The organism is Pseudomonas sp. CCOS 191, assembly GCF_001007005.1.
GTDB lineage: Bacteria > Pseudomonadota > Gammaproteobacteria > Pseudomonadales > Pseudomonadaceae > Aquipseudomonas > Aquipseudomonas soli.
The window spans coordinates 723,637-746,609 of record NZ_LN847264.1; the positions used below are offsets into that span (position 1 = coordinate 723,637).

The 22,973-nt window shown below is 61.8% G+C and carries 22 protein-coding genes and 2 tRNA genes; 20 read left to right on the forward strand and 4 right to left on the reverse strand.

The window, feature by feature from the left end; translation table 11 throughout:
- The first annotated feature begins 61 nt into the window (after nucleotides 1-61).
- On the forward strand, nucleotides 62-829 hold the full coding sequence (locus CCOS191_RS03330; RefSeq protein WP_046854055.1) for an FCD domain-containing protein: 768 nt from the start codon (nucleotides 62-64) through the stop codon (nucleotides 827-829).
- A 98-nt stretch (nucleotides 830-927) separates the two neighbouring features.
- Here CCOS191_RS03330 and smpB read toward each other — a convergent pair whose 3' ends face one another.
- Nucleotides 928-1,410, reverse strand: a complete 483-nt coding sequence (smpB, locus tag CCOS191_RS03335) for an SsrA-binding protein SmpB (protein WP_023629355.1) — start codon at nucleotides 1,408-1,410, stop codon at nucleotides 928-930.
- Nucleotides 1,411-1,571: 161 nt separating this feature from the next.
- Here smpB and CCOS191_RS03340 point away from each other — a divergent pair, with 161 nt between their 5' ends.
- Entirely contained in the window at nucleotides 1,572-2,006 is a 435-nt protein-coding gene (locus CCOS191_RS03340) for a type II toxin-antitoxin system RatA family toxin (RefSeq protein WP_046854056.1), read from the forward strand.
- Between the two features lie 88 nt (nucleotides 2,007-2,094).
- Here CCOS191_RS03340 and CCOS191_RS03345 read toward each other — a convergent pair whose 3' ends face one another.
- Nucleotides 2,095-2,613, reverse strand: coding sequence for an outer membrane protein assembly factor BamE (locus CCOS191_RS03345; protein WP_046854057.1), 519 nt, complete (start codon nucleotides 2,611-2,613; stop codon nucleotides 2,095-2,097).
- 97 nt (nucleotides 2,614-2,710) lie between these two features.
- Here CCOS191_RS03345 and fur point away from each other — a divergent pair, with 97 nt between their 5' ends.
- The gene (gene fur, locus CCOS191_RS03350) at nucleotides 2,711-3,115 is read left to right on the forward strand and encodes a ferric iron uptake transcriptional regulator (protein WP_028691268.1); all 405 of its coding nucleotides are present in this window, start codon (nucleotides 2,711-2,713) and stop codon (nucleotides 3,113-3,115) included.
- A gap of 200 nt (nucleotides 3,116-3,315) precedes the next feature.
- On the opposite strand, the gene recN is transcribed toward fur, so the two are convergent.
- Nucleotides 3,316-4,989 (reverse strand): DNA repair protein RecN, encoded by a 1,674-nt coding sequence (recN, locus tag CCOS191_RS03355; RefSeq protein WP_046854058.1) that lies wholly within the window; start codon nucleotides 4,987-4,989, stop codon nucleotides 3,316-3,318.
- A gap of 183 nt (nucleotides 4,990-5,172) precedes the next feature.
- Here recN and grpE point away from each other — a divergent pair, with 183 nt between their 5' ends.
- The 8 genes from grpE (at nucleotide 5,173) to CCOS191_RS03395 (ending at nucleotide 15,507) form a co-directional block, all read left to right on the forward strand.
- Nucleotides 5,173-5,727 (forward strand): nucleotide exchange factor GrpE, encoded by a 555-nt coding sequence (gene grpE / locus CCOS191_RS03360; protein ID WP_046854059.1) that lies wholly within the window; start codon nucleotides 5,173-5,175, stop codon nucleotides 5,725-5,727.
- A gap of 101 nt (nucleotides 5,728-5,828) precedes the next feature.
- The gene (dnaK, locus tag CCOS191_RS03365; RefSeq protein ID WP_046854060.1) at nucleotides 5,829-7,754 is read left to right on the forward strand and encodes a molecular chaperone DnaK; all 1,926 of its coding nucleotides are present in this window, start codon (nucleotides 5,829-5,831) and stop codon (nucleotides 7,752-7,754) included.
- Between the two features lie 212 nt (nucleotides 7,755-7,966).
- Nucleotides 7,967-9,091 carry a molecular chaperone DnaJ gene (gene dnaJ, locus CCOS191_RS03370; protein WP_028691264.1) on the forward strand — a complete coding sequence of 375 codons (1,125 nt, stop codon included), beginning with the start codon at nucleotides 7,967-7,969 and terminating at the stop codon, nucleotides 9,089-9,091.
- Nucleotides 9,092-9,104: 13 nt separating this feature from the next.
- A complete protein-coding gene (dapB, locus tag CCOS191_RS03375) occupies nucleotides 9,105-9,911 on the forward strand; it encodes a 4-hydroxy-tetrahydrodipicolinate reductase (RefSeq protein WP_046854061.1) in 807 nt (268 codons plus the stop codon).
- 226 nt (nucleotides 9,912-10,137) lie between these two features.
- Complete coding sequence (carA, locus tag CCOS191_RS03380; protein ID WP_046854062.1) at nucleotides 10,138-11,274, forward strand: glutamine-hydrolyzing carbamoyl-phosphate synthase small subunit; 1,137 nt, start codon at nucleotides 10,138-10,140, stop codon at nucleotides 11,272-11,274.
- A 105-nt stretch (nucleotides 11,275-11,379) separates the two neighbouring features.
- Nucleotides 11,380-14,601, forward strand: coding sequence for a carbamoyl-phosphate synthase large subunit (gene carB / locus CCOS191_RS03385; protein ID WP_031314636.1), 3,222 nt, complete (start codon nucleotides 11,380-11,382; stop codon nucleotides 14,599-14,601).
- Entirely contained in the window at nucleotides 14,598-15,080 is a 483-nt protein-coding gene (gene greA / locus CCOS191_RS03390) for a transcription elongation factor GreA (protein ID WP_082120346.1), read from the forward strand. The genes carB and greA overlap by 4 nt, the downstream gene beginning before the upstream one ends.
- Nucleotides 15,058-15,507 (forward strand): MFS transporter, encoded by a 450-nt coding sequence (locus tag CCOS191_RS03395; protein WP_082120347.1) that lies wholly within the window; start codon nucleotides 15,058-15,060, stop codon nucleotides 15,505-15,507. The genes greA and CCOS191_RS03395 overlap by 23 nt, the downstream gene beginning before the upstream one ends.
- 12 nt (nucleotides 15,508-15,519) lie before the next feature.
- Here CCOS191_RS03395 and CCOS191_RS03400 read toward each other — a convergent pair whose 3' ends face one another.
- A complete protein-coding gene (locus tag CCOS191_RS03400) occupies nucleotides 15,520-15,828 on the reverse strand; it encodes a YhbY family RNA-binding protein (RefSeq protein ID WP_027595032.1) in 309 nt (102 codons plus the stop codon).
- A 102-nt stretch (nucleotides 15,829-15,930) separates the two neighbouring features.
- Between CCOS191_RS03400 and rlmE the strand changes: the two genes are divergently transcribed.
- The 9 genes from rlmE (at nucleotide 15,931) to rimP (ending at nucleotide 22,973) form a co-directional block, all read left to right on the forward strand.
- The gene (gene rlmE / locus CCOS191_RS03405; protein ID WP_011532133.1) at nucleotides 15,931-16,557 is read left to right on the forward strand and encodes a 23S rRNA (uridine(2552)-2'-O)-methyltransferase RlmE; all 627 of its coding nucleotides are present in this window, start codon (nucleotides 15,931-15,933) and stop codon (nucleotides 16,555-16,557) included.
- A 203-nt stretch (nucleotides 16,558-16,760) separates the two neighbouring features.
- The gene (gene ftsH, locus CCOS191_RS03410; RefSeq protein WP_038706866.1) at nucleotides 16,761-18,668 is read left to right on the forward strand and encodes an ATP-dependent zinc metalloprotease FtsH; all 1,908 of its coding nucleotides are present in this window, start codon (nucleotides 16,761-16,763) and stop codon (nucleotides 18,666-18,668) included.
- A gap of 8 nt (nucleotides 18,669-18,676) precedes the next feature.
- Complete coding sequence (gene folP / locus CCOS191_RS03415; RefSeq protein ID WP_046854063.1) at nucleotides 18,677-19,528, forward strand: dihydropteroate synthase; 852 nt, start codon at nucleotides 18,677-18,679, stop codon at nucleotides 19,526-19,528.
- A 16-nt stretch (nucleotides 19,529-19,544) separates the two neighbouring features.
- Nucleotides 19,545-20,885 (forward strand): phosphoglucosamine mutase, encoded by a 1,341-nt coding sequence (gene glmM, locus CCOS191_RS03420; protein WP_046854064.1) that lies wholly within the window; start codon nucleotides 19,545-19,547, stop codon nucleotides 20,883-20,885.
- Between the two features lie 66 nt (nucleotides 20,886-20,951).
- Nucleotides 20,952-21,707 (forward strand): triose-phosphate isomerase, encoded by a 756-nt coding sequence (gene tpiA, locus CCOS191_RS03425; RefSeq protein ID WP_046854065.1) that lies wholly within the window; start codon nucleotides 20,952-20,954, stop codon nucleotides 21,705-21,707.
- 3 nt (nucleotides 21,708-21,710) lie between these two features.
- The gene (gene secG, locus CCOS191_RS03430; RefSeq protein WP_046854066.1) at nucleotides 21,711-22,103 is read left to right on the forward strand and encodes a preprotein translocase subunit SecG; all 393 of its coding nucleotides are present in this window, start codon (nucleotides 21,711-21,713) and stop codon (nucleotides 22,101-22,103) included.
- Between the two features lie 20 nt (nucleotides 22,104-22,123).
- Nucleotides 22,124-22,209: transfer RNA gene (locus CCOS191_RS03435), tRNA-Leu, on the forward strand.
- A gap of 98 nt (nucleotides 22,210-22,307) precedes the next feature.
- Nucleotides 22,308-22,384 (forward strand) — tRNA-Met (locus CCOS191_RS03440).
- A gap of 130 nt (nucleotides 22,385-22,514) precedes the next feature.
- A complete protein-coding gene (gene rimP, locus CCOS191_RS03445) occupies nucleotides 22,515-22,973 on the forward strand; it encodes a ribosome maturation factor RimP (protein ID WP_038707604.1) in 459 nt (152 codons plus the stop codon).

The following is a 22,973-nucleotide window of genomic DNA, read 5'->3' on the forward strand; positions in this document are numbered from 1 at the left end:
CGGATAGGCGCAGAATAGGCGCCCCCGGATTCGCATCCCCGGGGTTCGTGGAGAGCATGTGATGGTTTTTGATCAGGTCCGCCAGCGGCGCCTGTCCGACGACATCGTCGATCGGTTGGAAGGGATGATTCTCGAAGGCACCCTCACCTCGGGTCAGCGCCTGCCGGCCGAGCGCGCCCTGGCCGAGCAGTTCGGCGTGTCGCGGCCGTCGCTGCGCGAGGCGATCCAGAAGTTGGTGGCCAAGGGCTTGCTGGTCAGTCGCCAGGGCGGCGGCAACTATGTGGCCGAGTCATTGGGCTCGACCTTCAGCGACCCCTTGCTGAAGCTGCTCGAATCCAGTCCCGAGGCGCAGCGTGACCTGCTGGAGTTTCGTCATACGCTGGAGGCGTCCTGCGCCTACTACGCGGCGCAGCGCGCCACCGAGCCGGATCGTGAGCGGCTGAAGACTGCCTTCGATGCGTTGCAGGACTGCTACAACCGTGTCGGTGAAGTGGACCGGGCGGAGGAGGGTGCGGCGGATGCGCGCTTCCATCTGGCCATTGCCGAGGCCAGCCACAATGCCGTTTTGTTGCACACCATTCGCGGGTTGTTCGACCTGCTCAAGCGCAATGTGGTGACCAACATTGGCGGCATGTACCAGCAACGCTCGGAGACCCGCGACATGCTGATCAGCCAGCATCGCGAGTTGTATCTGGCGATTGTCGAGGGGCGTGCGGAGGACGCGCGGGAGGTTTCCAGCCGGCACATCCTGTATGTGCAGGAGGTGCTGCAGGAGGCGCAGCAGGAAGCGCAGCGGGTGGCGCGGGCAGAGCGGCGCAGCGGGCGCTGAGCATCGTGGCTTATCGCGGATGAATCCGCTCCTACAGGGGGTGAAACCTGTAGGAGCGGATTCATCCGCGAGGCAGGCGTCGCAATGCGAAGGACTGCTTACTCTTCCTTGCCCTTGTTGCGCATCGTGCGCTGCAGCTCGCGGTTGGAGTCGCGCTCGCGCACGGTATCGCGCTTGTCGAACTCCTTCTTGCCCTTGCCGAGTGCGATCTCGCACTTGATCAGGTGCTTGCTCCAGTACAGCGACATCGCCACGCAGGTGTAGCCCTTCTGCGCCACGGCCGCTTCCAGGCGCTCGAGCTCGCGCTTGTTCAGCAGCAGCTTGCGGGTGCGGATGGGGTCGGCAATGACGTGGGTGCTGGCGGTGTTCAGTGGGGTGATGTGGCTGCCGAACAGCCAGGCTTCGCCATCCTTGAGCAGCACGTAGCTGTCGGTCAGGTGCGCCTTGCCGGCCCGCAGGCTTTTTACTTCCCAGCCGGACAGGACCAGCCCGGCCTCGAACTTGTGTTCGATGAAGTAATCGTGTCGCGCTTTCTTGTTCTGCGCGATGGTCCCGGTCGGATGCTTCTTTTGTTTAGCCATAGGGGCGGCATTATAGGCAGTCGCCGCGTCCTCGGCTACGGGGTTTAGCTGCGCTTGAGCCTGTTGTGTGAATCCCGGACAATGCAACCCACGCTCTGCCGCGCAGAGCCGTTTTCAAGGCGCTGACAAGCGCTGCCGCCCAGTTTGGAAGTGACGCCTGGATGACTACCCATATTCAACGCTCCGCTCTGCTGCCGTACCCTGCCCAGGCGCTCTACGACCTGGTCAACGATGTGGCGAGCTACCCGGAGTTCCTGCCCTGGTGCTCGGCGTCCACGGTGCTCGAGACCAGTGACACGCACATGCGGGCCAGGCTGGAAGTGGCCAAGGGTGGCATGAGCCAGCAGTTCATCACGCGCAATGTGCTGGTGCCGGGGCAGTCGATCGAGATGAACCTGGAAGAGGGGCCGTTCACCCAGTTGCATGGGCTGTGGGTGTTCAAGCCGCTGGGAGAAAAGGCCTGCAAGATCAGCCTCGACCTGTCGTTCGACTATGCCGGTGCCCTGGTGCGGGCCACCTTGGGGCCACTGTTCAACCAGGCGGCCAACACCATGGTCGATGCCTTCTGCCAGCGGGCCAAGCAGCTCAATGGTTGAGGGTGCGCGTGGCGGGTGAGTAACCCCCGTCATTCATGCAGGCAATAAAAAGCCCGGACAAGATCCGGGCTTTTTAGTATCGGCGCATTTACTGCGGCGAAGTTTCCAGCGGTGCTGGTGTTGGCACCGGGGTGGTCTCGACGTTGTCGATTTCCTTTTGCAGCGAGTCTTCCAGCGAGCCTGGCTTGGCTGGCTTCTCCGGTTGGCTCGGCTGCTTGTCCGGGTTGACCGTGGTGTCGCCGCTGCCACCGAGGATTTCCTGGTCGCGGCTGACGCCTGGCATGAAGTCGCCGGAGAGGTTGACCAGTTGGTCGTTCTCGTTGAAGAAGATGCTCATGCGCTCTTGCTGGCGCTGGCCGCCGCCAGGCTGCAGGCTGTAGAGATAATCCCAGCGATTGGTGTGGAAGGTGTCCTGCAGCAGGGGGTTGCCCATGATAAACCTTACTTGTCGGCGGGTCATTCCCGGACGCAATTGGTCTATCATATCCTGCGTGACGACATTGCCCTGCTGGATGTCGATTTTGTAAACCCCGGGAAACGAGCAACCGGCGAGTGCGAGCAGTCCCACTAGGGTGAGGCTGGTTAGCAAGAGCTTGGTGTTTTGCATCGGTGGGCGACTTCCACTATCTTGGCTGGACAACGTAAACCCCGATCATACCCGTATTAAGAGAAGCTGCGAAGCAGCATCGGCGAGAAAGCTGACCATGGTTGAAAATAGCGAATTGCGCAAAGCGGGCCTCAAGGTAACCCTGCCTCGAGTAAAGATTCTTCAGATGCTCGACTCCGCCGAGCAGCGTCACATGAGTGCCGAGGATGTGTACAAGGCGCTGATGGAAGCTGGCGAAGATGTCGGCCTGGCGACCGTGTATCGCGTACTGACCCAATTCGAAGCGGCGGGCCTGGTGGAGCGCCACAACTTTGATGGCGGCCATGCAGTGTTCGAGCTGGCGGATGGTAAGCACCACGATCACATGGTCAACGTGGACAGCGGTGAAGTCATTGAATTCTTCGATGCCGAAATCGAGAAGCGCCAGAAAGAGATCGTTGCCGAGCATGGCTTCGAGCTGGTGGACCACAATCTGGTTCTGTACGTGCGTAAAAAGAAGTAACGATTTAATCGTTACTGACGACAAAGGCGACCTTCGGGTCGCCTTTGTGCTTTGTAGGGGGGGCTGACGAAGGCGCTGGCTTTGCTGGCCTCATCGCTGGCAAGCCAGCTCCCACAGGTGTGGCGATGGTTTTGAGGGTGGCGCGATCCATGTGGGAGCCGGCTTGCCGGCGATAGGGATTGTGAGGTGACGCGTAGGGCTCAGGCCTTGCCGCTCACCACCATCTTGCGCGCATGGGCCAGCGACTCCTTGGTGAGGTCAATGCCGCCCAGCATCCGCGCCACTTCCTCGACTCGCTCGCGCTTGCCCAGGCTGGCCACGGCGGTGTGTGTGGTGTCGCTGTTGCGTACCTTGTGCACGAACAGGTGGTGATGCCCCTGGGCGGCTACCTGTGGCAGGTGGGTCACGGTCAGCACCTGGCCGCGTTCGCCGAGGCGGCGAAGCAATTGGCCTACGATTTCGGCGGTCGGGCCGCCGATACCCACGTCGACTTCGTCGAATACCAGGGTCGGAATGCGTGAAGTCTGAGCGGTGATCACCTGGATCGCCAGGCTGATGCGTGACAGCTCGCCGCCCGAGGCCACCTTGGCCAGGCCTTTGAGTGGCTGGCCAGGGTTGGCGCTGACCAGCAGCTCGATCTGCTCCAGGCCATGGGGCGAGAGGTCCGTGCTTTCGAAGGGGGTGAGTTCGATGCAGAAACGCCCGCCTGGCATGCCCAGACGCTGGATTTCCTGCTCCACGGCGGTGGCCAGCTGTTTGGCCGCCTGCTGGCGCAGGGCGCTGAGCTCGATGGCCTTCTCTTTATAGTGCTGGGCGAAGGCCGCGAGCTCCTCGCCCAGCCGCTCGATCGATTCGTCGCTGGCGTTCAGGCCTTCCAGCTCTTCCATCAGGCGCTGTTGCAGGTGCGGCAGTTCGGTGGGGTGCACGCGGTGCTTGCGGGCGAGGGTATAGATAGTGTCCAGGCGCTCTTCGAGGGTCTGCAGGCGCATCGGGTCGGCATCGAAATTGTCGAGGAAGCGGTTGAGTTCGCCGACGGCCTCCTCCACCTGGATCTGCGCGCTGGCAATCAGGTTGACCGCCTCGCCCAGTGCCTTGGGCGCATTGCCTACCGCGCCGAGGCGATTGAGGCTCATGGTCAGGGCGCTCAGTACGTTGCCCGAGTCGCTTTCGCTGCACTGGTCGATGACCTGGCGGCAGATGCCGAAGAGGGCCTCGGCGTTGGTCAGGTTCTTGTGCTCTTGCTCCAACTGCTCCAGCTCGTTTTCGCCAAGGCCCAGGTTGTCGAGTTCCTCCAGCTGGTAGCTGAGCAACTGGTGGCGTGCCCGCTGCTCGTCGCCGGAGTTGCTCAGGCGCTCCAGCTCCTGGCGCGTCTGGTTCCAGCGCTTGGCGGCCAGCTGTACCTGGCGGGCCAGGTCGGTGGCGCCGGCGTACTCGTCCACCAGGCGGCGGTGGGTATCGGTTTTCAGTAGCGACTGGTGTTCATGCTGGCTGTGGATGTCGATCAGCAGCTCGCCCAGGGCCTTGAGGTCGCCCAGCGGGCAGGGGGTGCCATTGATGTAGCCGCGGCTGCGGCCCTCGGCGGTGATCACCCGGCGCAGGATGCAGGGGCCGTCGCTTTCCAGGTCGCGCTCGGCGAGCCAGGCGTGCGCCTCGGGGATGTCGACCAGGTCGAACGTGGCGAGGATGTCCGCCTTGTCGGTGCCCGGACGCACCACGCCGCTGTCGGCGCGATCGCCAAGGGCCAGGCCGAGGGCGTCGAGCATGATTGACTTGCCGGCCCCGGTCTCGCCGGTGATGACGGACATGCCGCGGGCGATCTCGAGGTCGAGGTGTTCGACGATGGCGTAGTTGTGGATGGACAGGTGCACCAGCATTGGGGCGGCTCCCGAGGGGTCGTGTCTGGATATTTATACAGTGCTTTTCGCGAGTCTGCCAATAGCCGGTCGACGAATGTGGAAAAGCACCTGCCCCCTTGAACCTGGTTTTTCCGACCCCATATAGCCGGCAAGACATAGCGAGCCTGGCTCGCACGACAGAAATCGTGGAGGAGAAACCCAATGGCTGACGAACAGCTGGATGAAAAGAACCTGAACCCCGAAGAGGCCGTTGCAGCTAACGCCGACGCCCGCATTCTGGAGCTCGAGGAGCAGCTGGCCGCCGCCAAGGATCAGTCCCTGCGTGTTGCTGCAGAAGCGCAGAACAGCATTCGTCGCGCTGAACAGGACGTCGACAAGGCCCGCAAGTTCGCCTTGGAGAAGTTCGCCGGCGACCTGTTGCCGATCATCGACAGCCTGGAGCGTGGCCTGGAGCTGTCCAGCGCCGACGACGAAACCATCAAGCCGATGCGCGATGGTATCGAGCTGACCCTGAAGATGTTCCAGGACACCCTCAAGCGCTACAACCTCGAAGCCATCGACCCGCACGGCCAGCCATTCAATGCCGAGCACCACCAGGCGATGGCCATGCAGGAAAGCGCCGATGTCGAGCCGAACAGCGTGATCAACGTGTTCCAGAAGGGCTACCTGCTCAACGGCCGCCTGCTGCGCCCCGCCATGGTGGTGGTCAGCAAGGCGCCGAGCGCTGCGCAGCCTTCGATCAATGAAAAGGCTTGAAATCTTTCCGGGCGCCCCCATCTAGGTGTCAAGCCTTCAAGTATTAGCGCAGATGGCCAAAGCAGTCACTGCTACCAAATTCAAGTTTCGGGAGAATCATCATGGGTAAAATCATCGGTATCGACCTGGGGACCACCAACTCCTGCGTCTCCGTGCTGGAAAACGGCACCGCCAAGGTCATCGAGAACGCCGAAGGCGCGCGCACCACGCCTTCGATCATCGCCTACGCCAACGACGGCGAAATCCTGGTTGGCCAGTCGGCCAAGCGCCAGGCGGTCACCAACCCGCATAACACCCTGTTCGCGGTGAAGCGCCTGATTGGCCGCCGCTTCGAAGAAGATGTCGTGCAGAAAGACATCAAGCTGGTCCCTTACAAGATCGTCAAGGCCAGCAACGGTGACGCCTGGGTAGAGGCCGCCGACAAGCAGATGGCTCCGCCGCAGATCAGCGCCGAAGTCCTGAAAAAGATGAAGAAGACCGCCGAAGACTACCTCGGCGAGCCAGTCACCGAAGCGGTCATCACCGTTCCGGCCTACTTCAACGACAGCCAGCGCCAGGCCACCAAAGACGCCGGTCGCATCGCTGGCCTGGACGTAAAACGTATCATCAATGAACCGACCGCCGCCGCGCTGGCCTACGGCATGGACAAGGGCAAGGGCGACCACACCGTCATCGTCTATGACCTGGGTGGTGGTACCTTCGACGTGTCCGTGATCGAAATCGCCGAAGTCGACGGTGAGCACCAGTTCGAAGTACTGGCTACCAACGGCGACACCTTCCTGGGTGGCGAAGACTTCGACATGCGCCTGATCGACTACCTCGTCGACGAGTTCAAGAAAGAGTCCGGCATGGACCTGAAGAACGATCCCCTGGCTCTGCAGCGCCTGAAAGAAGCCGCTGAAAAAGCCAAGATCGAGCTGTCCTCGGCCCAGTCGACCGACGTCAACCTGCCGTACATCACTGCAGACGCAACCGGTCCGAAGCACCTGAACGTGAAGATCTCCCGCGCCAAGCTGGAGTCGCTGGTCGAAGACCTGGTCAACCGTACCATCGAGCCATGCCGCATCGCCCTGAAGGACGCCGGCATCGATGCCAGCAAGATCGACGACGTGATCCTGGTCGGTGGCCAGACCCGTATGCCGATGGTGCAGAAAGCCGTTGCCGACTTCTTCGGTAAAGAAGCACGCAAAGACGTCAACCCGGACGAAGCCGTCGCCATGGGTGCCGCCATCCAGGGCGCCGTTCTGGCCGGTGACGTGAAGGACGTACTGCTGCTGGACGTCAGCCCGCTGACCCTGGGTATCGAAACCATGGGTGGCGTGATGACCGCGCTGATCGAGAAGAACACCACCATCCCGACCAAGAAGTCGCAGGTGTTCTCGACCGCCGACGACAACCAGGGCGCCGTGACCATCCACGTGCTGCAGGGCGAGCGCAAGCAAGCTTCGCAGAACAAGTCGCTGGGCAAGTTCGACCTGGCCGATATCCCGCCGGCTCCACGTGGCGTGCCGCAGATCGAAGTGACCTTCGACATCGACGCCAACGGCATCCTGCACGTCGGTGCGAAGGACAAGGCCACCGGCAAGGCGCAGTCGATCGTGATCAAGGCCAACTCCGGCCTGTCCGACGAAGAAATCGAGAAGATGGTGCGTGACGCCGAGGCCAACGCCGAGGAAGACCGCAAGTTCGAAGAGCTGGCCGCCGCCCGTAACCAGGGTGACGCGCTGGTCCACTCGACCCGCAAGATGGTCACTGAAGCGGGTGACAAGGTCACCGCCGAAGAGAAGACTGTCATCGAGGCCGCCGTGGTTGCCCTGGAAGCCGCCGTCAAGGGCGACGACAAGGCTGCCATCGACGCCAAGGTCGAGGAGCTGTCCAAGGTTTCGGCCCCTGTTGCCCAGAAGATGTACGCCGAGCAACAGGCCGAGCAACCGCAGGGCGGCGCCCAGCAGGCCGAGCCGGAAGCCAAGCACGACGACGTGGTTGACGCCGAGTTCGAAGAAGTAAAAGACAACAACAAGCAGTAAATCCTGCATGTTGTCGCCCAGTTCACCGTCGTTTGCCGGTGAGCTGGTAGGATGTCGCCGCGCGGGGGCTTGCTCCCGCGTTGGCGTGTCTGGAACACGAGAATTATTTACAGCATCTGTCTGGGCGCATTCGCGTATGGCGGCAGGTGCTGACGGCATGGCGCACCGATGCGCAGAGGTATGCCGAACGCCCCCAAGAGTGCAAATGACCTATGGCAAAGCGTGATTTTTATGAAGTCCTGGGTGTCGAGCGTGGCGCCAGTGAAGGTGATCTGAAGAAGGCCTACCGCCGTCTGGCGATGAAGTACCACCCTGACCGCAACCCGGGTGATAAAGAGTCCGAAGACCTGTTCAAGGAGGCCAACGAGGCCTACGAAGTGCTGTCGGATGCCAGCAAGCGTGCGGCGTACGACCAGTACGGCCATGCCGGCGTCGACCCGAGCATGGGTGGCGGCGGTGCCGGCTTCGGTGGTGCCAACTTCTCCGATATCTTCGGCGATGTCTTCAGTGATTTCTTCGGCGGTGGCCGTGGTGGTGGTCGTGGCGGCGCACAGCGTGGCAGCGACCTGCGCTACACCCTCGAGCTCAATCTCGAAGAGGCGGTGCGCGGTACCACGGTCAATATCCGCGTCCCCACGCTGGTCAACTGCAAGCCGTGCGACGGCTCCGGCGCCAAGAAGGGCTCGACCCCGTCGACCTGCCCGACCTGTGGCGGTATCGGCCAGGTGCGCATGCAGCAGGGCTTCTTCGCGGTACAGCAGACCTGCCCGCGCTGCCATGGCCAGGGCAAGATCATCACCGACCCTTGCGGCTCGTGCCACGGCGAAGGCCGTGTCGAGGAATACAAGACCCTGTCGGTCAAGGTGCCGGCTGGCGTCGATACCGGCGATCGCATCCGCCTGTCCGGCGAAGGCGAGGCGGGTGCCCATGGCGGCCCGACCGGTGACCTGTACGTGGTCGTCAATGTGCGCGAGCACCCGATCTTCCAGCGCGACGGCAAGCACCTCTACTGCGAAGTGCCGATCAGCTATACCGATGCCGCCCTGGGTGGCGAGCTGGAAGTGCCGACCCTCGATGGTCGCGTGAAGCTGAAGATCCCCGAAGGTACCCAGACCGGCAAGCAGTTCCGCTTGCGCGGCAAGGGTGTGGCACCGGTGCGCGGTGGCGCGGCAGGCGACCTGCTGTGCCGTGTGGCGGTGGAAACGCCGGTCAACCTCAGCCGTCGCCAGCGCGAGCTGCTCGAAGAGCTGCGCGATTCGCTGGAAGGCGACAGCTCCCATTCGCCCAAGGCCAGCGGCTGGTTCGAGGGTGTGAAGCGCTTCTTCGGCGATCTCTGAGAAGGAACAGGCTATGCGACGTATTGCGGTAATGGGCGCGGCGGGGCGGATGGGCAAGACCCTCGTCGAGGCTGTGCAGCAGCAGGCGCCCCAGACCGGGCTGACAGCGGCGATCGATCGCCCGGACAGCTCGCTGGTCGGGGCCGATGCCGGTGAGCTGGCGGCCCTTGGGCGTATCGGCGTGCCGATCTGCGATGACCTGGCCAAGGTCGCCGACGAGTTCGATGTGCTGATCGACTTCACGCATCCTTCGGTGACCCTGAAGAACCTGGCGTTCTGTCGCAAGGCGGGCAAGGCCATGGTCATCGGCACCACCGGTTTCACGCCGGAAGAGAAAGAGCTGCTGGCGGAGGCGGGCAAGGAGATCCCGATCGTCTTCGCCGCGAACTTCAGCGTGGGCGTGAACCTCAGCCTCAAGCTGCTGGACATGGCGGCCCGGGTGCTGGGCGATGATGTGGATATCGAGATCATCGAGGCCCATCACCGGCACAAGGTCGACGCGCCGTCGGGGACCGCGCTGCGCATGGGTGAAGTGGTTGCCAATGCGTTGGGGCGCGACCTGCAGGAAGTGGCGGTTTATGGTCGTGAAGGCCAGACCGGTGCCCGTGATCGCAAGGCCATCGGTTTCGCCACCGTGCGTGCCGGTGATGTGGTCGGTGACCACACCGTGCTGTTCGCCGCCGAAGGCGAGCGTCTGGAGATCACCCACAAGGCCTCCAGCCGCATGACGTTCGCCAAGGGCGCCGTGCGCGCCGCGCTGTGGCTGGAAGGGCGCGAGCCTGGCCTGTACGACATGCAGGACGTGCTTGAGCTGCGTTGATGCCGTGGGGCTGCCTGGCAGCCCCTTGTCGCATTGGTGTGTTTTAGAGACACATCTACGGTAGACCGAAAACGCACTTTTCTGTAAGCTACAGCTTTAGTGTGTCCACTAAAAGCGCGCAGCGAATTGAATTCAGCACTTAAAAGCGGGGTGACGTGTCCATACGTCACTCCGCTTTTTTGCAACCTGCGATCGCCCTTTCATGCTTGATTTACGGGAGGTCTTCTTGACAAAGCCAGCCATACTCGCCCTTGCCGACGGCAGTATTTTTCGCGGTGAAGCCATTGGTGCCGACGGTCAGACCGTTGGCGAGGTGGTATTCAACACCGCTATGACCGGCTACCAGGAAATCCTTACAGACCCTTCCTACTCGCAGCAAATCGTCACCCTGACCTACCCGCACATCGGCAATACCGGCACCACCCCGGAAGACGCCGAATCCAACCGCGTCTGGTCCGCCGGCCTGGTCATCCGCGACCTGCCGCTGCTGGCCAGCAACTGGCGCAACACCCAGTCGCTGCCTGAGTACCTCAAGGCCAACAACGTTGTCGCCATCGCCGGTATCGATACCCGTCGCCTGACCCGTATCCTGCGTGAAAAGGGCGCCCAGAACGGCTGCATCCTCGCCGGTGACAACATCACCGAAGAGCAGGCCATCGCCGCTGCCCGTGCCTTCCCGGGCCTGAAGGGCATGGACCTGGCCAAGGTCGTCTCCACCAAAGAGCGCTACGAGTGGCGTTCCAGCGTGTGGGAACTGAAGACCGACAGTCACCCGACCATCGACGCTGCCGACCTGCCGTGTCACGTGGTTGCCTTCGACTACGGCGTCAAGCTGAACATCCTGCGCATGCTGGTGGCGCGTGGTTGCCGCGTGACCGTGGTGCCTGCCCAGACCCCGGCCAGCGAAGTGCTCGCGCTCAACCCCGATGGTGTGTTCCTGTCCAACGGCCCTGGTGATCCGGAGCCATGCGACTACGCCATCCAGGCGATCAAGGAAATCCTCGAGACCGAGATTCCGGTCTTCGGCATCTGCCTCGGCCACCAGCTGCTGGCCCTGGCCTCCGGCGCCAAGACCGTGAAGATGGGCCATGGCCACCACGGTGCCAACCACCCGGTCCAGGACCTGGACACCGGCGTGGTCATGATCACCAGCCAGAACCACGGCTTTGCCGTCGACGAAGCCACCTTGCCGGCTAACGTACGCGCCATCCACAAGTCGCTGTTCGACGGCACCCTGCAGGGTATCGAGCGCACCGACAAGAGCGCGTTCAGCTTCCAGGGCCACCCTGAAGCGAGCCCGGGCCCGACCGACGTCGCGCCACTGTTCGATCGTTTCACCGATGCCATGGCCAAGCGCCGCTGAGCATCCTGCTTCAAGGCCCCGGGCCGGCTTGTGCCGCGCCCGGAAGCGCCTGACCCAGATTGTTCAAAGCGGCTTGCCGACTGACCCCGGATTTGAGTGACCACCATGCCAAAACGTACAGACATCAAAAGCATCCTGATTCTCGGCGCTGGCCCGATCGTGATCGGCCAGGCCTGTGAGTTCGACTATTCCGGCGCCCAGGCCTGCAAGGCCCTGCGCGAGGAAGGTTTCCGCGTCATCCTGGTGAACTCCAACCCAGCCACCATCATGACCGACCCGGCCATGGCCGACGCCACCTACATCGAGCCGATCAAATGGCAATCGGTGGCCAAGATCATCGAGAAAGAGCGCCCGGACGCCGTCCTGCCGACCATGGGCGGCCAGACCGCGCTGAACTGCGCCCTGGACCTGGAGCGCCATGGCGTTCTGGAAAAGTTCGGCGTGGAGATGATCGGTGCCAATGCCGACACCATCGACAAGGCCGAAGACCGCTCGCGCTTCGACAAGGCCATGAAGGACATCGGCCTTGAGTGCCCGCGCTCGGGTATCGCCCACAGCATGGAAGAGGCCAATGCGGTCCTCGAGAAGCTCGGCTTCCCATGCATCATTCGCCCGTCCTTCACCATGGGCGGCACCGGTGGCGGTATTGCCTACAACCGTGAAGAATTCGAAGAAATCTGCACCCGTGGTCTGGACCTGTCGCCGACCAAGGAACTGCTGATCGACGAATCGCTGATCGGCTGGAAGGAATACGAGATGGAGGTGGTCCGCGACAAGAAGGACAACTGCATCATCGTCTGCTCCATCGAAAACTTCGACCCGATGGGCGTGCATACCGGTGACTCGATCACCGTGGCGCCAGCGCAGACCCTGACCGACAAGGAATACCAGATCATGCGCAACGCCTCGCTGGCGGTGCTGCGTGAAATCGGTGTCGAAACCGGCGGTTCCAACGTGCAGTTCGGCATCTGCCCGAACACTGGCCGCATGGTCGTGATCGAGATGAACCCGCGTGTTTCGCGTTCGTCCGCCCTGGCCTCCAAGGCCACCGGCTTCCCGATCGCCAAGATCGCCGCCAAGCTGGCCATCGGCTACACCCTCGACGAACTGCAGAACGACATCACCGGCGGCCGTACCCCGGCGTCCTTCGAACCGTCGATCGACTACGTCGTCACCAAGCTGCCACGCTTCGCCTTCGAGAAATTCCCCAAGGCCGACGCCCGCCTGACCACTCAGATGAAATCCGTCGGTGAAGTCATGGCCATCGGCCGTACCTTCCAGGAATCCCTGCAGAAAGCCCTGCGTGGCCTGGAAGTCGGCGCCTGCGGCCTCGACCCGAAAGTCGACCTGGCCAGCCCGGAAGCCGCCAGCATCCTCAAGCGCGAACTGACCGTGCCGGGTGCCGAGCGTATCTGGTACGTGGCCGACGCCATGCGTTCGGGCATGACCATCGAGGAAATCTTCCAGCTGACCGGCATCGACCTGTGGTTCCTGGTGCAGATGGAAGACCTGATCAAGGAAGAAGAGAAGGTCAAGACCCTGGCCCTGTCGGCGATCGACAAGGACTACATGCTGCGCCTCAAGCGCAAGGGCTTCTCGGACCAGCGCCTGGCCAAGCTGCTCGGCATCACCGACAAGAACCTGCGCCGTCACCGCCACAAGCTGGAAGTGTTCCCGGTGTACAAGCGCGTCGACACCTGCGCCGCCGAGTTCGCCACCGACACCGCCTACCTGTACTCGACCTATGAGGAAGAGTGCGAGGCCAACCCGTCGACCCGCGACAAGATCATGATCCTGGGCGGTGGCCCGAACCGTATCGGCCAAGGCATCGAGTTCGACTACTGCTGCGTGCACGCAGCGCTCGCCCTGCGTGAAGACGGTTACGAGACCATCATGGTCAACTGCAACCCGGAAACCGTCTCCACCGACTACGACACCTCCGACCGCCTGTACTTCGAGCCGCTGACCCTGGAAGACGTGCTGGAAGTCTGCCGCGTCGAGAAGCCGAAGGGCGTGATCGTCCACTACGGCGGCCAGACCCCGCTGAAACTGGCCCGTGCCCTGGAAGAAGCCGGCGTGCCAATCATCGGCACCAGCCCGGACGCCATCGACCGCGCCGAAGACCGCGAGCGTTTCCAGCAGATGGTTCAGCGCCTGAACCTGCTGCAGCCGCCAAACGCCACCGTGCGCAGCGAAGACGAAGCCATCAAGGCGGCCGGCACTATCGGCTACCCGCTGGTGGTGCGCCCGTCCTACGTGCTGGGCGGCCGTGCGATGGAGATCGTCTACGAGCTGGACGAGCTCAAGCGCTACCTGCGTGAAGCGGTGCAAGTGTCCAACGACAGCCCAGTGCTGCTCGACCACTTCCTCAACTGCGCCATCGAGATGGACGTGGATGCGGTCTGCGACGGCACCGACGTGGTGATCGGCGCGATCATGCAGCACATCGAGCAGGCCGGCGTTCACTCCGGTGACTCGGCGTGCTCGTTGCCACCTTACTCGCTGAGCAAGGAAGTGCAGGACGAAGTCCGCGTGCAGGTCAAGAAAATGGCCCTGGAGCTGGGCGTGGTCGGCCTGATGAACGTGCAGCTGGCCCTGCAGGGCGACAAGATCTACGTGATCGAGGTCAACCCGCGCGCCTCGCGTACCGTGCCGTTCGTGTCCAAGTGCATCGGCACCTCGCTGGCGATGATCGCCGCACGCGTCATGGCAGGCAAAACCCTGAAGGAACTGGGCTTCACCCAGGAAATCATCCCGAACTTCTACAGCGTCAAGGAAGCCGTCTTCCCGTTCGCCAAGTTCCCGGGGGTTGACCCGATCCTCGGCCCTGAGATGAAATCCACCGGTGAAGTCATGGGTGTCGGCGACAGCTTCGGTGAAGCCTTCGCCAAGGCCCAGATGGGCGCCAGCGAAGTGCTGCCGACCGGCGGTACCGCGTTCATCAGCGTGCGCGACGACGACAAGCCACAAGTGGCTGGCGTTGCCCGCGACCTGATCGCCCTGGGCTTCGAAGTGGTTGCAACTGCAGGCACCGCCAAGGTTATCGAAGCGGCCGGCCTGAAAGTGCGCCGTGTGAACAAGGTGACCGAGGGTCGCCCGCACGTGGTCGACATGATCAAGAACGACGAAGTGTCGCTGATCATCAACACCACCGAAGGCCGCCAGTCGATTGCCGACTCCTACTCGATTCGTCGCAATGCGCTGCAGCACAAGATTTACTGCACCACCACCATTGCGGCCGGTGAAGCCATCTGCGAGGCGCTGAAATTCGGTCCGGAAAAGACCGTTCGTCGCCTGCAGGATCTGCATGCAGGACTCAAAGCATGAGCATTACCAAGTACCCGATGACCGTCCAGGGCGCTCGCGCCCTGGAAGAAGAGCATCTCTTCCTGAGCAAGACCGAGCGCCCGCGCCTGAGCCAGGCTATCGGTGAGGCCCGCGAGCTGGGCGACCTCAAGGAAAACGCCGAATACCATGCCGCCCGTGAGGAGCAGGGCATGGTCGAGGCGCGTATTCGCGATATCGAAGGCCGCCTGCAGAACTCGGTGGTGATCGACGTGACCACCATTGCCCACACCGGCAAGGTCATCTTCGGCACCACTGTCGATCTGGAGAACACTGAAACCGGCGATCAGGTGACTTACCAGATCGTTGGCGAAGATGAAGCCGACGTGAAGAAAGGCAAGCTTTCCAGCGGTGCACCTATCGCCCGTGCCATCATTGGCAAGGAAGAAGGTGACACGGTGGTCGTGAAGACGCCGAACGGTACGGTCGAGTACGAGATTGTCGAAGTCAAGCACATCTGACCGGCGCCTGCGGGCGCCATCCCTCGAGGGGATCCTCTGGCAGCTGGCCCAGGTTTTCTGGGTCGGCGGCCTGTGGGTGTTCCACGTGGGGCTGGTGCCGGCGCTGAAAGTCAGTGGCCTGGCGCCGTTGCTGGTGCACGACATTGCTGCACAGATCGACCGCTGGTTGATCGGCGTGGCAATGCTCGGGCTGTTGACCCAGCTGGCTGTATTGGCGAGGGTGGATGGCCTGGCGGCCTGGTGGCGGCAATTTCGCGGCCAGATGCTGTTGCTCGGCTTCGCTGCCTGCGTCAGCTACTACACTCTGCGCTACGGGATCTCCGTGGGCGAACGCTGGCAGATGTTCTGCTTTTTGGTGCTGGGTTTTTCCGGCATCGTGCTGGTGGCCCAGCCGGTTCCGGTCAGGGCGCGCAAGGCGCGCCACTGATCGGCGCCACCGTTACTTGAAGCGGTGGATGTTGGACAGCTGCTTGTTCGGCTGTGGGTTCTTGCGGTAGATCAGCGCCTTCTTGCCGATGGTCTGCACCAGCTCGGCGCGGCCGACCTTGCACAGTTCGGCGATCGCGGCGGCGCGCTCTTCACGGTCTTCCGAACGGATTTCGACCTTGATCAGCTCGTGATCGGCCAGGGCGCGCTCCAGTTCGGCGGCGACGCCTTCGTTCACACCGTTGCCAGCAACGATCAGGACCGGCTTCAGGTCATGACCAATGGACTTGTATTGCTTCTTCTGCTCGTTATTGAGCGGCATAATCTGACCCTTTTCGTCTGATTCTGTAAAATTGACGGGCATTTTACCCGAGGGCCCCTGGCTCCGCCCAGTCAAACACGACGCATATCATCGAGGTGCCCCGTGGTACAACGTTCCAAAAGCAGCGCAAACTGGCTGCGAGAGCATTTCAACGATCCTTTTGTGAAACAGGCGCAGAAGGATGGCTACCGCTCGCGTGCGAGCTACAAACTGCTGGAGATCCAGGAAAAAGACCGCCTGATCCGCCCCGGCATGAGCGTGATCGACCTCGGCGCAGCGCCAGGTGGCTGGTCGCAGGTGACCAGCCGTCTGATTGGTGGCCAAGGGCGGTTGATCGCCTCGGACATCCTGGAAATGGACTCGATCCCGGACGTTACCTTCATCCAGGGCGACTTTACCCAGGACGAAGTGCTGCAGCAGATCCTGCAGGCGGTCGGTGATTCGCACGTAGACCTTGTGATTTCCGATATGGCCCCCAATATGAGTGGTACGCCCGCGGTGGACATGCCGCGCGCCATGTTCCTCTGTGAACTGGCCCTGGATCTGGCGACCCGCGTGCTCAAGCCCGGCGGGGATTTCCTGATCAAGATCTTCCAGGGCGAGGGTTTCGACATGTACCTGAAGGACGTGCGCAGCAAGTTCGACAAGGTGCAGATGCGCAAGCCGTCGTCCTCGCGGGATCGCTCCCGTGAACAGTACCTGTTGGGCAAGGGTTTCAAGGGAGCGTGAAAGGCGTGCTGCGGGGTTGCCGATAGTTATTTCCAATCGGCGGCTCCGTCTGGATCGTCCGAACTTCGTGTAGTCTAGCTTTCACAAAGGGTTACAGACGGTGCCTGCGGATGCGTGGGTAATGTAGTAAGTTAGGGCGATGAATATCATGCGAGGCACGGCTGCGTCGTGCGCCGGCCTCAGAGGGTAGCGAATTGAACGACATGGCAAAGAATCTGATCCTCTGGTTGATCATCGCCGCCGTCCTGGTGACGGTGATGAACAACTTCTCGAGCCCTAACGAGCCGCAGACCCTCAACTATTCCGACTTCATCCAGCAGGTCAAGGATGGCAAGGTCGAGCGCGTGACCGTCGACGGCTACATCATTACCGGCAAGCGCACCGACGGCGACAACTTCAAGACCGTCCGCCCGGCCATCACCGATAACGGCCTGATCGGCGACCTGGTCGATAACCACGTCACCGTCGAAGGCAAGCAGCCGGAGCAGCAGAGCATCTGGACCCAGTTGCTGGTGGCCAGTTTCCCGATCCTGGTGATCATCGCCGTGTTCATGTTCTTCATGCGCCAGATGCAGGGCGGTGCCGGTGGTAAAGGCGGCCCGATGAGCTTCGGCAAGAGCAAGGCGCGCCTGCTGTCCGAAGACCAGGTCAAGACTACCCTGGCTGACGTTGCCGGTTGCGACGAGGCCAAGGAAGAAGTTGGCGAGCTGGTCGAGTTCCTGCGTGACCCGGGCAAGTTCCAGCGCCTGGGTGGCCGCATTCCCCGCGGTGTGCTGATGGTCGGTCCGCCCGGTACCGGTAAGACCCTGCTGGCCAAGGCCATCGCCGGCGAAGCCAAGGTGCCGTTCTTCACCATTTCCGGTTCCGACTTCGTCGAGATGTTCGTCGGCGTGGGTGCCAGCCGCGTGCGCGACATGTTCGAGCAGGCCAAGAAACACGCTCCTTGCATCATCTTCATCGACGAGATCGACGCCGTCGGCCGCCACCGTGGCGCCGGCATGGGTGGCGGTCACGACGAACGTGAGCAGACCCTGAACCAGTTGCTGGTCGAAATGGATGGCTTCGAGATGAACGATGGCATCATCGTCATCGCCGCCACCAACCGTCCCGACGTGCTCGACCCGGCGCTGCTGCGCCCGGGCCGCTTCGACCGCCAGGTGGTGGTCGGCCTGCCGGACATCCGTGGTCGTGAGCAGATCCTCAAAGTGCACATGCGCAAGGTGCCAATCGGCGAGAACGTCAACGCGGCGGTCATCGCCCGCGGTACCCCTGGCTTCTCCGGTGCCGACCTGGCCAACCTGGTCAACGAGGCGTCGCTGTTCGCTGCCCGTTCCAGCAAGCGCGTGGTCGAGATGAAGGAGTTCGAGCTGGCCAAGGACAAGATCATGATGGGCGCCGAGCGCAAGACCATGGTCATGTCCGAGAAAGAGAAGCAGAACACCGCTTACCACGAAGCTGGCCACGCCATCGTCGGCCGTGTCGTGCCCGAGCATGATCCGGTGTACAAGGTGTCGATCATTCCGCGTGGTCGTGCCCTGGGTGTGACCATGTTCCTGCCGGAGGAAGACCGTTACAGCCTGTCCAAGCGTGCGCTGATCAGCCAGATCTGCTCGCTTTATGGCGGTCGTATCGCTGAAGAGATGACCCTGGGCTTCGATGGTGTGACCACTGGCGCCTCCAACGACATCATGCGTGCGAGCCAGATTGCCCGGAACATGGTCACCAAGTGGGGCCTGTCCGAAAAACTCGGGCCGCTGATGTACGCCGAAGAAGAGGGCGAGGTGTTCCTCGGCCGCAGCGCGGGTAGCCAGCATGCCAGCGTTTCCGGTGAGACGGCGAAGATGATCGACTCCGAAGTGCGCAGCATCATCGACCAGTGCTATGCCACGGCCAAGCAGATCCTCACCGACAATCGCGACAAGCTCGACGCCATGGCCGAGGCCTTGATGAAGTACGAAACCATCGATGCCGACCAGATCGACGACATCATGGCTGGCCGCACTCCGCGTGAGCCACGTGACTGGGACAACGATGCCGGGACCTCTGGCAAGCAGGCTTCCCAGGATGATCGTCCGGAGTCGCCGATCGGCGGTCCAGCGGCTCAACACTAAGGGCACCTATGAGCTCTAAGCAGTACCCGACCCGGTTGCCTTGCGGCAACCGGGTTCTTGATTTGTCCCGTACCCATGTCATGGGTATCCTCAACATCACCCCAGACTCGTTCTCCGATGGTGGGCGCTTCAATCAGCGCGACGAGGCCCTGCGTCATGCCGAGGAGATGGTGGCGGCCGGAGCGACCCTGATCGATGTGGGGGGCGAGTCCACCCGTCCGGGTGCCCGCGCCGTTTCGCCTACCGAGGAGCTAGAACGCGTGGCACCGATTGTCGAGGCGATCAACAGCCGGCTCGACGTGGTCATCTCGGTCGATACCTCGACGCCTGCGGTCATGCGCGAATCCGCGCGCCTCGGCGCTGGCTTGATCAACGACGTGCGCGCCCTGGAGCGCGACGGTGCGCTTGATGCGGCGGCGGACACCGGCTTACCGGTGTGTCTCATGCACATGCGCGGCGAGCCGGGCACCATGCAGGACAATCCGCAGTACGAAGATGTGACAGCCGATGTTACGCGCTATCTTGAACAGCGTATGGCCGCCTGCGCGGCGGCAGGCATCGGGGCTGAGCGCATCATCCTCGACCCGGGGTTCGGCTTTGCCAAGACCCTCGAGCACAATCTCAGCCTTTTCAAACACATGGAAGCGCTCTATCGCCTCGGCAGGCCGCTCCTGGTAGGCGTCTCGCGCAAGAGCATGATCGGCCTCGCGCTGGGCCGCCCCGTCGGTGAGCGCCTGTACGGTAGCCTGGCGCTGGCGGCATTGGCCATGACCAAGGGTGCGAGCATCCTGCGGGTGCATGACGTGGCGGAAACCGTCGACGTGGTGCGCATGATCGCGGCCGTGCAGAGCGCCGAATAAGAACATTGGAGTCACTATGAGCAGAAAATACTTTGGTACCGATGGTATCCGTGGTCGCGTTGGCCAGTTCCCCATCACTCCGGACTTCATGCTGAAACTCGGCTGGGCGGCGGGCATGGCCTTCCGCAAGCAGGGCAATTGCCGTGTGCTGGTCGGCAAGGACACGCGTATCTCGGGCTACATGTTCGAGTCCGCGCTGGAGGCAGGCCTGTCCGCGGCCGGCGCCGACGTGATGCTGCTCGGGCCGATGCCGACGCCTGCCATCGCCTACCTGACCCGGACCTTCCATGCCGACGCGGGTATCGTCATCAGTGCCTCGCATAATCCGCATGATGACAACGGCATCAAGTTTTTCTCCGGCGCCGGTACCAAGCTGCCGGACGAAGTCGAGCTGATGATCGAGGAACTGCTCGACCAGCCGATGACCGTCGTCGAGTCCAGCAAGCTGGGCAAGGTTTCGCGTATCAACGACGCGGCGGGGCGCTATATCGAGTTCTGCAAGAGCAGCGTGCCCAGCAGCACCAGTTTCGAAGGCCTCAAGATCGTGGTGGACTGCGCGCATGGTGCCACCTACAAGGTGGCGCCGAGCGTGTTCCGTGAGCTCGGCGCCGAAGTCACGGTGCTGCACGCGGCGCCAGACGGCCTGAACATCAACGAGGGCTGTGGCTCGACCCATATCGAGTCGCTGCAGGCTGCGGTGCTGGTCGGGCATGCGGACATCGGCATCGCCTTCGACGGCGACGGTGACCGTGTGTTGATGGTCGACCATACCGGCACCATCGTCGATGGCGACGAGCTGCTGTTCATCATCGGTCGCGACATGCAGGAGCGCGGCAAGCTGCAAGGCGGCGTGGTCGGTACGTTGATGAGCAACCTGGGCCTGGAGTTGGCGTTCAAGGAGCTTGATATTCCGTTCGTGCGCGCCAAGGTTGGTGATCGCTATGTGATGGCCGAGCTGCTCGAGCGCGAATGGCTGCTGGGTGGCGAAAATTCCGGGCATGTCGTCTGCGGCAGCCACACCACCACGGGAGACGCGATCATCGCCGCGCTGCAGGTGCTGATGGCGCTCAAGCGCCGTGGCGAGAACCTCGCCCAGGCCCGCCAGGCAGTGCGCAAGTGCCCTCAGGTGCTGATCAACGTGCGTTTCGCCGCGGGCAAGAGCGATCCCCTGGAAAACCCGTTGGTCAAAGAGGCCAGCGCCAAGGCGACCGAGGCCATGGCCGGTCGCGGCCGTGTGCTGCTGCGCAAGTCGGGTACCGAGCCTCTGGTGCGGGTGATGGTGGAGGGTGACGACGAAACCCAGGTGCGTGGCCATGCCGAAGCCCTGGCCAAGCTCGTTGAAGAAGTTTGTGCCTGAAAGAGGCTTGCCAGCGCAGATCGGGTTGGGTAAGATCTGCGCCCACTTTGACCGACGAGGTAAAGCATGCGTCGCCCCATGGTAGCTGGTAACTGGAAGATGCACGGTACCCGCGCCAGCGTCGCTGAGCTGACTCAGGGGTTGGGCGAAATGCTCATTCCCGACGGTATCGAAGTCGCGGTGTTTCCACCGGCCCTGTTCATCAATGAAGTTGTTGATGGGCTGAAAGGCAAGGGGATCATCGTTGGAGCACAGAATTCTGCGGTACAGCCCGAACAGGGCGCACTGACCGGTGAAGTTGCACCGAGTCAGTTGTCAGAAGTCGGTTGCAAGTTGGTGTTGATCGGCCATTCGGAGCGTCGCCAGATTATCGGCGAAAGTGACGAAGTGCTGAATCAAAAGTTTGCAGCCGCACAGAAAAGTGGTTTGACGCCAGTGCTCTGTGTAGGGGAAACTCTCGCCGAGCGTGAAGCAGGCAAGACGCTCGAAGTTGTAGGGCGTCAACTAAGCAGTGTGATCGACGCGTTCGGTATCGCCGCTTTTGCCAATGCAGTAATTGCCTATGAGCCTGTATGGGCCATTGGTACAGGTTTGACGGCCTCGCCCCAGCAAGCCCAGGATGTGCATGCAGCCATCCGCAAGCAGTTGGCGGAAAAGGACGCCGAAGTTGCCCGCAAGGTGCAGCTTCTCTACGGCGGCAGCGTGAAGGCGGCTAATGCGGCCGAACTGTTCGGCATGCCGGATATCGATGGGGGGCTCATTGGTGGAGCGTCCCTGAATGCAGACGAATTCGGTGCAATTTGTCGCGCCGCAGGAAACTGAAAAATGCTGGAAACAGTCGTAGTTGTTTTTCATCTGTTGGCAGCACTGTCACTGGTAGTCATGGTGTTGTTGCAGCAGGGTAAAGGTGCGGAAGCAGGTGCATCTTTCGGCGCAGGTGCTTCAAATACTGTGTTCGGAAGCCAAGGTTCCGCTACCTTTTTGAGTAAAGTTACTGCTATACTTGCCGCCACTTTCTTTTTGACTGCACTTGGGTTAGGATACTTCGCCAAGCAGCAAGCACACCAGCTGACTCAAGCTGGTCTGCCAGATCCAGCAGTGCTGGAAGTCAAAGAGCAAAAGCCGGCAGTCAATGATGATGTACCGGTGCTCCAGCAGCAGAAGAGCGAAACCACCAACTCTGGTGATGTACCTCCTCCAGCCAAAGAGCAGCAGTAACGGGTTTCAAATGTAGTATTGCCGAGGTGGTGGAATTGGTAGACACGCAACCTTGAGGTGGTTGTGCCCATAGGGTGTAGGGGTTCGAGTCCCCTTCTCGGTACCAATTGAAGCATGAGAGCCCGCTTTAGCGGGCTTTCTTGCAGGTGGAGGTCGGATTGACCCAGCAAAGGGTTCAGTCTTATACTTTCGCCCCAGCTTTGTCGCGGGGTGGAGCAGCTTGGTAGCTCGTCGGGCTCATAACCCGAAGGTCGTTGGTTCAAATCCAGCCCCCGCAACCAGCTTCAGCAGAGCCCCTTTTCAGGGGCTTTTTGCTAGCCGAACAGTTTTAGGCGTCGTTGTCCAACGGCGCTTTCAGGGATGGGCGCTTCGCCCATTTTTTATTTGCACAGCATGCACGAGGGGGTTCAGGTGTCGAGCAAGCTAGAACAGTTGCAGGCCTTGTTGGCCCCGGTTGTCGAGGGCCTGGGCTACCAATGCTGGGGGATCGAATACGTCTCCCAAGGCAAGCATTCGGTACTGCGTATCTATATCGACAAGGAAGGCGGCATCCTGGTGGAAGACTGCGAAGCCGTCAGCCGTCAGGCCAGCGCCATCCTCGATGTGGAAGATCCGATCAGCTCTGAATATACCCTCGAGGTGTCCTCTCCAGGCATGGACCGCCCGCTGTTCACCCTAGAACAGTTTGCAGCGCATGCCGGCGAGCAGGTGAAGATCAAGCTGCGTACGCCCTTCGAGGGCCGTCGTAACTTCCAGGGCCTTCTCCGCGGTGTGGAGGAACAGGATGTGGTGGTGCAGGTGGACCAGCACGAGTTCCTGTTGCCGATCGACTCGATCGACAAGGCCAATATTATTCCCAGTTTTGACTGA

Bases quoted from the DNA above. Each gene is read 5' to 3' on its own strand.
- CCOS191_RS03330 (WP_046854055.1), top strand. From the start codon at position 62: ATGGTTTTTGATCAGGTCCGCCAGCGGCGCCTGTCCGACGACATCGTC.
- smpB (WP_023629355.1), bottom strand. From the start codon at position 1,410: ATGGCTAAACAAAAGAAGCATCCGACCGGGACCATCGCGCAGAACAAG.
- CCOS191_RS03340 (WP_046854056.1), top strand. From the start codon at position 1,572: ATGACTACCCATATTCAACGCTCCGCTCTGCTGCCGTACCCTGCCCAG.
- CCOS191_RS03345 (WP_046854057.1), bottom strand. From the start codon at position 2,613: ATGCAAAACACCAAGCTCTTGCTAACCAGCCTCACCCTAGTGGGACTG.
- fur (WP_028691268.1), top strand. From the start codon at position 2,711: ATGGTTGAAAATAGCGAATTGCGCAAAGCGGGCCTCAAGGTAACCCTG.
- recN (WP_046854058.1), bottom strand. From the start codon at position 4,989: ATGCTGGTGCACCTGTCCATCCACAACTACGCCATCGTCGAACACCTC.
- grpE (WP_046854059.1), top strand. From the start codon at position 5,173: ATGGCTGACGAACAGCTGGATGAAAAGAACCTGAACCCCGAAGAGGCC.
- dnaK (WP_046854060.1), top strand. From the start codon at position 5,829: ATGGGTAAAATCATCGGTATCGACCTGGGGACCACCAACTCCTGCGTC.
- dnaJ (WP_028691264.1), top strand. From the start codon at position 7,967: ATGGCAAAGCGTGATTTTTATGAAGTCCTGGGTGTCGAGCGTGGCGCC.
- dapB (WP_046854061.1), top strand. From the start codon at position 9,105: ATGCGACGTATTGCGGTAATGGGCGCGGCGGGGCGGATGGGCAAGACC.
- carB (WP_031314636.1), top strand. From the start codon at position 11,380: ATGCCAAAACGTACAGACATCAAAAGCATCCTGATTCTCGGCGCTGGC.
- greA (WP_082120346.1), top strand. From the start codon at position 14,598: ATGAGCATTACCAAGTACCCGATGACCGTCCAGGGCGCTCGCGCCCTG.
- CCOS191_RS03400 (WP_027595032.1), bottom strand. From the start codon at position 15,828: ATGCCGCTCAATAACGAGCAGAAGAAGCAATACAAGTCCATTGGTCAT.
- ftsH (WP_038706866.1), top strand. From the start codon at position 16,761: ATGGCAAAGAATCTGATCCTCTGGTTGATCATCGCCGCCGTCCTGGTG.
- folP (WP_046854063.1), top strand. From the start codon at position 18,677: ATGAGCTCTAAGCAGTACCCGACCCGGTTGCCTTGCGGCAACCGGGTT.
- glmM (WP_046854064.1), top strand. From the start codon at position 19,545: ATGAGCAGAAAATACTTTGGTACCGATGGTATCCGTGGTCGCGTTGGC.
- tpiA (WP_046854065.1), top strand. From the start codon at position 20,952: ATGCGTCGCCCCATGGTAGCTGGTAACTGGAAGATGCACGGTACCCGC.
- secG (WP_046854066.1), top strand. From the start codon at position 21,711: ATGCTGGAAACAGTCGTAGTTGTTTTTCATCTGTTGGCAGCACTGTCA.